This window comes from Nocardia sp. NPDC004722 (genome assembly GCF_053601505.1).
In genome coordinates this window covers 1-8,054 of sequence record NZ_JBSGBY010000389.1, presented here as the reverse complement: position 1 = coordinate 8,054, position 8,054 = coordinate 1, and the positions used below count along the sequence as shown (strand labels likewise).

8 protein-coding genes are annotated in these 8,054 nt (G+C 68.4%); 3 read left to right on the top strand and 5 right to left on the bottom strand.

What is annotated here, in order from left to right:
• Positions 1-105 precede the first annotated feature (105 nt).
• Positions 106-2,379 (bottom strand): ATP-dependent DNA helicase RecG, encoded by a 2,274-nt coding sequence (recG, locus tag ACWELQ_RS30500; RefSeq protein WP_452400483.1) that lies wholly within the window; start codon positions 2,377-2,379, stop codon positions 106-108.
• A 61-nt stretch (positions 2,380-2,440) separates the two neighbouring features.
• Entirely contained in the window at positions 2,441-4,426 is a 1,986-nt protein-coding gene (locus tag ACWELQ_RS30495; protein WP_452400482.1) for a DAK2 domain-containing protein, read from the bottom strand.
• A 304-nt stretch (positions 4,427-4,730) separates the two neighbouring features.
• On the opposite strand from ACWELQ_RS30495, the gene rpmB reads away from it, so the two are divergent.
• Positions 4,731-4,922 (top strand): 50S ribosomal protein L28, encoded by a 192-nt coding sequence (gene rpmB / locus ACWELQ_RS30490; protein ID WP_011210730.1) that lies wholly within the window; start codon positions 4,731-4,733, stop codon positions 4,920-4,922.
• An 87-nt stretch (positions 4,923-5,009) separates the two neighbouring features.
• Entirely contained in the window at positions 5,010-5,507 is a 498-nt protein-coding gene (locus ACWELQ_RS30485; protein ID WP_452400481.1) for an N-acetyltransferase family protein, read from the top strand.
• Here the strand turns inward: ACWELQ_RS30485 and ACWELQ_RS30480 are convergent.
• The 3 genes from ACWELQ_RS30480 to ACWELQ_RS30470 are packed head-to-tail and all read right to left on the bottom strand — an operon-like array spanning position 5,491 to position 7,457.
• Positions 5,491-5,751, bottom strand: a complete 261-nt coding sequence (locus ACWELQ_RS30480; RefSeq protein ID WP_379364608.1) for a hypothetical protein — start codon at positions 5,749-5,751, stop codon at positions 5,491-5,493. The two genes, ACWELQ_RS30485 and ACWELQ_RS30480, sit on opposite strands and share 17 nt — an antisense overlap.
• Before the next feature lie 33 nt (positions 5,752-5,784).
• A complete protein-coding gene (locus ACWELQ_RS30475) occupies positions 5,785-6,462 on the bottom strand; it encodes a uracil-DNA glycosylase (RefSeq protein ID WP_452400480.1) in 678 nt (225 codons plus the stop codon).
• 47 nt (positions 6,463-6,509) lie between these two features.
• Complete coding sequence (locus tag ACWELQ_RS30470) at positions 6,510-7,457, bottom strand: thiamine-phosphate kinase (RefSeq protein WP_452400484.1); 948 nt, start codon at positions 7,455-7,457, stop codon at positions 6,510-6,512.
• Between the two features lie 109 nt (positions 7,458-7,566).
• Here ACWELQ_RS30470 and ACWELQ_RS30465 point away from each other — a divergent pair.
• Positions 7,567-8,054, top strand: a 488-nt coding sequence (locus tag ACWELQ_RS30465; RefSeq protein WP_452400479.1) for a DUF3515 domain-containing protein, incomplete at its 3' end; no start/stop codon positions are given.

Sequence of the window (8,054 nt, the reverse complement as noted above, 5' to 3'; positions counted from 1 at the left end):
CTTGGCCGGAATCCACACGTGCGGGTCATGCACTGCGAGTATGGATCCCGGCCAAAAGCACGCCGGGATGACGAGGGTGTCAGGAGCCGCGAGGTGTCGTGGGTGTCAGGACTTGGCTTGGTATTCCAGGCGTTCGCCGTCTACGGCGGCGCGCATCATGCTGGCTAGGCCCGGATGGTTCTTCAGGCCCGGGTCGGAGTCGACGATCTCGCGGGCCAATTGTTGGGCGGCGGTGATGACTTCGAGGTCGTCGAGGAGGGAGAGGAGGCGGAGGCTGCGGGCGGTGCCGGATTGGGCGGAGCCGAGGACGTCGCCTTCGCGGCGTTGGCGGAGGTCGAGGACGGCCAGTTCGAAGCCGTCGGTGGTGCCCGCGACCGCTTCGAGGCGGGCCATCGCGGTGCCGACCGGGCCGGATTCGGTGATGAGCAGGCACAGGCCCGGGTGTTTGCCTCGGCCGACACGGCCGCGGAGCTGATGCAGCTGGCTGACGCCGAAGCGGTCGGCGTCGACGATCACCATGACCGTGGCGTTCGGGACGTCGACGCCGACCTCGACGACCGTGGTGCACACCAGGACATCGATCTCGGCGTCGTTGAACGCCCGCATGACGCGGTCCTTCTCGTCGGCGGGCAACCGGCCGTGCAGCAGGCCGACGCGCAACCCCTTCAGCGGACCGCTGCCGAGCATCTCGTACATGTCCACGGCGGAGTGCGTGGTCGGGGCTTCCTTCTCCTCATCGGATTTCTTGCGTCCCTTGGCCTTTCCGGCCTTGCCGTCCTCTTCGTCGCCGATGCGCGAGCACACCACATACGCCTGCCGCCCGGCGTCGACCTCCTCGCGAATGCGTTCCCACGCCCGATCCACCCATGCCGGTTTCACCTTGGCGGGAACGACTTTCGACGTGATCGGAGAACGCCCGCGCGGAAGCTGGGTCAGCACAGAGGTTTCCAGATCACCGAGCGTGGTCATGGCGATGGTGCGCGGGATCGGGGTGGCCGTCATGACCAGCAGGTGTGGGCTCGCACCGTCCTTGGCCTTGGCGCGCAACGCATCCCGCTGCTCCACACCGAAGCGGTGCTGTTCGTCGACCACCACCATGCCGAGATCGAAGAACTCGACATTGTCCTGGATCAGCGCGTGCGTGCCGATCACCAGACCGGCGTCACCGGTGACGGCGTCCAGCAACGCGGCCTTCTTCTGGCCCGCCGACATGGAACCGGTCACCAGCACCACCTTGGTGGCCAGCTCGTCCGCACCCAGCTCCCCGGCGGTGCCCAGATCGCCGAGCATCTTCTTCAACGACCGATAATGCTGCGCCGCAAGCACTTCCGTCGGCGCGAGCAGTGCTGTTTGCTGCCCGTTGTCGATCACCTGCAGCATGGCGTGCAGGGCCACGATGGTCTTGCCCGAACCCACCTCGCCCTGCAACAGCCGATGCATGGGATGGGCGCGTGACAGATCCGCTGAGATCTCGCCGACGACCGTCAACTGCCCCTCGGTCAGCTCGAAGGGCAGCCGCTTGTCGAAGGCCGCGGCAATGCCGTCGGTGCGCGGCGGGCACGGCTTGGCGGCCCGGCCCTCCACCTGGTGGCGACGCTCGGCCAGCACCAGCTGCAACGCCATCGCCTCGTCGAAACGCAAACGGCCCCGGGCGGCTTCGATATCGGACTTGTGCTCGGGTAGGTGGATCAGGCGCAGCGCGTCCGACACCGGGATCAGCGCGTGCTCGGTGATCAACGGCTCCGGCAGCGGATCGTCGATGGGGTCGAGCTGATCGAGCACCTGCCGCACGCAGCGCAGCAGATTCCAGCTCTGCACCTTCGCCGTCGACGGGTACACGGGGATGAATTCGCGCTCGAAGAACGACATGTCGATGCCCCCGGCGCCCTTGGCGCTCTGCGCCAGACCGCGCAGCGCGCCGCCGCCGTGCACCGAGGTGAGACTCTCGACCGAGCCCTCGCCCTTCTCCGGCAGGATCAGGTAATCGGGGTGCGAGAGGTTCCAGCGGGTGGGCTGCCAGTAGTGCACGGTGCCCGACATCATCGCCCGCGCACCCTCTTTCACCAAGTGGCGCACCTTGTCACCGCTGAAGAAGGTGATCTCCACCGGCTTGGCGCCGCCCGCGTCGAGACTCACCTTGAGCAGGCTGCCCTTGCGGTTCTTCATCGGCCGCAGATCGGTCTTGGTGATGCGGCCGATCACCGTGAGATGCGCGCCCTCCTCGGGCTCCTCCTCGGTGAGCGGCTGCCCCTGCGTGGCATAGCGCAGCGGATAGTGCCGCAGCAGATCCTCCACGGTCTGCATGTCGAAACTCTCCTGCAACTGCTCGGCCGCCTTCACCCCGAGCACGTGATCGAGCCGATCCGCCAGCGTCGCCATCTATTTCACCCCAATCTGCACGGGCACCTCGATCTGCACGGCCATCCCACTCTGCACGGCGCTACTCCACCCCGATCTGCACGACATCCCCCGCTTGCCCACCCGGATACACGACCACCTCGACGCCCGGGAACCCGGCGGCCACATGCTCCGCCAACTCCCGCGAAAGCCCTTCCGGCGCATCACATCCGATGAGCATCGTCACCAATTCCCCACCCAGCCCGAGCATCCGGTCCAGCAGCGTCCGCCCGGCCGCCCGCACATCGGAATCGATCACCACCACGTCCTGCCCGACCAGCCCGAGCCCATCCCCCGCCTCACACATCCCCACCATGGTGAGGGCCCGCTCCGGCGCGACCCGCAGTGCGCCCCACCGAGTTCCGGCCGCCGCCTCCGACATGGCGAACGCATCGTCGGCAGCCGCCCGCCCCGCATCATGCATGGCCAACGCCGCCAACCCCTGCACCATCGACCCGCACGGCAGCATCAACACTTCCCGCTGCCCATCCCGCGCCGCCACACTGACGGCCACCAACTCGTGCGCGGGCAACGCCCCGTTCGGCAACACCAGCACCTCCCGCCGAGCCACCCCCCGAATCGCCTCGAGCAGCACATCAGCGGTGACCGCCCCCTGCAGCACAACCGCACCCGCGTCCTCGAACAACCGCACGGCCCCCGGCCCGGCGACCACCGCCAGAATCGCCCGATCGGCAACCCCACGATGCGCATGCATGTCCGCGGTCAACGTCTCGATTCGAATCCCACTCAACCGCCCCGCCGCCAGCCCCGCCTCCACGGCGGCCCCGGCATCGGCGCAATGCACATGAGCAGACCAGGTATCGGACCCGTCCCCGACGACAACCACCGAATCCCCCAGCGCATCAAGCCGATCCCGCAATGCGTCGATACGCGATTCGTCGGTGCCGCGCACCACGTACATCACCTCGTATTGCGGCGCGACACCGCCGAGATCCCGCGACTCCGCCGTACCGAGAAGTTCGGCCGCAGCGGCGGCGGCCGAAGACTCCGGGACCCCCGAATATGGCACCACCGCACCACGATTCGATGCATCGAGGCCCGTTTCCATGGCCGCTCGGAGTGCGGCAGCCCCCGTGCTGTCGGCGACGCCCGCAGCACTGCCGTCCGTCGACGACTCTCCCGGGGCCGTCGCACTTCGCGCGCTGGTGGGCGGACCCGACCGCCGCTGCGGGGCGTCACGCCGGTAGACCGGCCGCGCGGGCGTGGTGCCACCGGCGGCCGTGACCAATTCGTCCAACAGAACGAGCAGCCCGCGCGCGCCCGCGTCGACAACCCCCGCCTCACGCAGCACTCCCAACTGCGTCGGCGTCTCGCCTAAAGCCTTGGCCGCTCCATCCGCCGCAGCGAGCGCGACCGAGACCAGATCCCGCTCCGAACAATCGGCCGCCCGCTCGGCGGCCCGATCCAGCACGGTGAGCATGGTCCCCTCGACCGGCGAGCTCAACGCCTCCCGCACCAACCGCGCGGCCTGCCGCAGCGCGATCCGCAGTGACTGCTCGGTCAGTGGCCCGTCGACAGCCGCCTCCGAAATCCCCCGCAACACCTGCGACAGGATGATCCCCGAATTCCCCCGCGCTCCGACTGTCGCCGCGCGCGCCATGGCTGCCGCGACCTCCCGCGCCTGCGGCCTGGCTGCCTCTTCCGAGGCCACCTCGACTTCGGCCGGCGCCGCGGTGTCGGTGACCTGCGCCACTTCCCGCGCCCCGGCGCCGGACTCGTCCCCGGTGACCGGCTTGCGCGACACCCAGGATTCGGCCGGTTCAGCGCGTTGTTCGAGTTCGGGTGCCCGACCCGCTGGATCCTCCGCGTGAGTTGTCGCGGCGGATTCCTCGGCCCCGTGCACGGCCGCGCGCATGGTGGCGAGCAGGTTGGTGCCGGTGTCGGAGTCCGGGACCGGGAAGACGTTGAGGGCGTTGATCTCGTCACGGTGACGTTCGAGGGCGGCGAGGGTCGAGCGACCCCAGCGCAGCAGGGCAGTACCGTCGAGCGCGTCCGCTACCCCGGGCACCGTCACCGTCCTTCCGCTCACGTCGTGGAATACAGCGGCCAGCCTAGTCGGGGAGACCGACACCACGCTGTCACCTGGCATTCGTACGGCGCATACGCGGCGGCCGAGGGGGACCCAATTGGACATCGCCCGAGGCGGTTGGCTAGTCTTGTGCGGTTGCCTCACGCAGGCACGGTCCTGTGCTTCCAGGTATCAGCCCGCGTTGGCCAGCTATTCGCTGGTAGGTACGTCCAAGACATAAGCTTTCGGACACGCTGTGCATCGTGCAGCGGGTCCCACTATGACCATGAAGGAGTTCGCGACTATGGCTGCCGTTTGTGACGTCTGCGCCAAGGGCCCCGGCTTCGGTAAGTCGGTTTCGCACTCGCACCGGCGCACCAACCGTCGCTGGAACCCGAACATCCAGACCGTGCGCGCCCAGGTTGCCCCGGGCAACACCCGCCGCATGAATGTCTGCACCTCCTGCCTGAAGGCGGGCAAGGTCGTTCGCGGCTGATATCCAGTTCTCGTCGGAAGCCCCGGTCCCCCAGAATGGTGGGCCGGGGCTTTTGTCGTACCCGGCCTACGAGATCAGGGGTGGGAATTGAGCGAATGGCAAGTGTTGCCGCTGGCGGCCGAACACACCAGCAGTCTGGGCGCCTGTCATATCGCCTGCTGGCGTGAGGCGTATCAGGATCTGGTGCCCCAGCATGTGCTGGACGCCTTCGATGTGGTGCAGCGGGCCGCGGCCTGGGATCGGATCCGGGTCAGATATCCGGGACACGTGATGGTCGCGGTCGTCGACGACGAGGTCGTCGGATTCGCGGCCTGCGGGCCGTCACGCGAGGAAAACCCGCCCACCGAGCTGGAACTCAGCGCCATGTACGTGCGCGCCGCCTACTACGGCACCGGCCTGGCGCACGATCTGATGGACGCGGTGCTCTCCGACGATGCCGATACGTCGCTCTGGGTCTTCGAGGAGAACCCGCGAGCGCGGGCCTTCTACCGGAAGTACGGCTTCGAACTCGACGGCGAGCGCCGAGTCGAAGCCTTCACTCCCGCAATGCAGGTGCGAATGGTGCGTGCTAGGCCGCACCGTTGAGGCAGTCCACCTGCTGGCTGATCGACTGCACCACGCACGCCAGGCGCGAGGTCACATTCGACGACAGGCCACTCACGCTATTCGTGTCGAACAGGCTGCCGACCGGCTGAACGGTGGTGTGCGTGGTGTCGGGGGTGTAGTTCTCCAACGGCAGGCCGTCGGCATTGGCGACGGCCGGAGCCGCGGCCAGGGCCGCACCCGCGGCCAACGCGACGAAAACACCACGGGCAGTCTTGTTCTGCATTCACATGCTCCTGAATCAGGTCAACGGGATTCGCTAGGGCAGACGCCAGTCCACCGGCGCGGCCCCTAGGGTACCCAGCAATTCGTTGGTTCGGGAGAATGGCCGAGATCCGAAGAATCCCCGCGACGCCGACAGCGGTGAGGGATGGGCGGATTCGATGTAGGGCGTACTGCCCAGCATGGGCTTCAATGTCGAGGCGTCACGGCCCCACAGAATCGCCACCAGCGGCTGATCGCGGGCAACCAGCGCGCGAATTGCCTGCTCGGTCACCGCTTCCCAGCCCTTACCGCGATGCGAGGCGGGCTGGCCCGGCTGCACCGTCAGCACCCGGTTGAGCATGAGCACGCCCTGATCGCACCACGGCGAGAGATCCCCGTTGGACGGCATCGGCAGCCCGAGATCCTTGGTCAGCTCCGAATAGATATTGGACAGACTGCGCGGAATGGGCGAAACGTCCGGAGCCACCGAGAAACTCAGCCCCACCGGATGTCCCGGCGTCGGATACGGGTCCTGGCCGACGATCAGGACCCGGACCTTGTCGAAGGGCCGCTGGAAGGCCCGCAGCACGTTCTCCCCCTTGGGGAGATAGCCACGGCCCTCGTTGTTTTCGGTTCGCAGGAATTCGCCCATGGCGGCAATGCGGTCGGCCACCGGCTCGAGGGCCTCGGCCCAGCCCGTATCGATGACTTCCGACAGTGGTTTCGCACCCATGTCGGGAAAACTTATCGTGTCGAGTTCCATTGCGTCACCGCACCCGCCTATGCGAAGGATTCCCACCCGCCGAGTCCGGTACGGGCCGTTCCGTCCACGGTCACGCCCGACCCGGCGTGAACACGGCCGATGTGTGTCCAGCCTTCCGGCAAATCACCCGAATCGGCGAAAGTCGCGGCGAATGCGTGGTCTTCGCCGCCCGCCAGAATCCAGTCAAGGGGGTTGACACCCAGCGCCTTGGCGACCGCCTCCAATTCGGGCACGACCAGCGCCGCGGACTCCAGATCGATGGCCACGCCGGAGGATTCGGCGATATGCCCGAGATCGGCGAGCAAACCGTCCGAGACGTCGGTGAGCGCGGTGACCTCGACGGTGTCCGGCAGCTCCAGCACCGCGTCGTAGGGCGGCTGCGGAACCCGGTGCACGGCAACCACATCCGCGAATTCGGCGAGCAGCTCTTCGTGATCGGCACCGGCCGACAGCACCGCCAGCCCCGCGCCCGACCAGCCGAGCTTCCCGGCCACGGCCACCACGTCACCCGGGCGCGCGCCCGAAATCTTGATCGGCGCGCGGCGCGGATCTCCGAACGCCGTCACCGAGATGATCAGCATCGGGCTGCGCACCATGTCGCCGCCCGCGATGGACGCACCGGCGCGACCGGCCTCCGCCCACAGTCCGTCGGTCAGTCCCTTGACGAACTCGACCGGGGTGTCCGAGGGGCAGCCCAGTCCCACCACGAACGCGCTCGGCACCGCGCCCATGGCCACCACGTCGGCGGCGTTCTGCGCGATCGCCTTGCGGCCGATGTCGTGCGGGCTCGACCAGTCGGTGCGAAAGTGCCGGTCCTGCACCAGCATGTCGGTGGTCACCACGAACCGGCCCTCGGGCGCGGCGATCACCGCGGCATCGTCGCCGGGACCCAGCAGTACGCCGCGCGTCTGCGTGCGACCCGCGTTCACCAGCGCGATGAGCCCGAATTCCCCGAGCTCGCCCACGGTCTGCGCCCCCGGTCCGGACTCCGGCTTGCTGCTGGCGGTGATGACGGTCTCCTTCGGGGCGAGTGTGATGCGGTCGGCTGACCGCTCGACGGTACCCTCGTTCCCGATGAGCAACGACACCCGCGACACCGAGCCGGACGCCAAGGACGCTGCGCCGGACGCCGAGCAGACCGCACCGGAGACCGAGGCCACCGCACGCGAGGCCGCCGGCACCGAACCCGAGCCCGGCGACGGCACCGAAAAGGCCGAGCCGACCGCGGAATCGGACGACGACTACGAGGTCCGCCGCTCCCCCGCGCTCATCGCCACCGCGGTCGCGCTGCCGGTGGCGCTCATCGTCGGCCTGCTCGTCATGGGTGTGCTCGCCAATCGCCATCACAGCCGCGACCCGCTCGCCCTCGGCGCGGTGCCCGCGCCCGGCGCTTCCAGCGCGGAATGCGCCAAGCTGATGGCCGCACTACCCGGCACCATCGGCGACTACACCACCTCCGACCTGGTGGCCCCCGCCCCTGCCGCCACCCACGCCTGGCAGCTGCCCGACGGCGGCGACCCGATCGTGGTGCGCTGCGGCTTGGACCGCCCGCAGGAATTCAA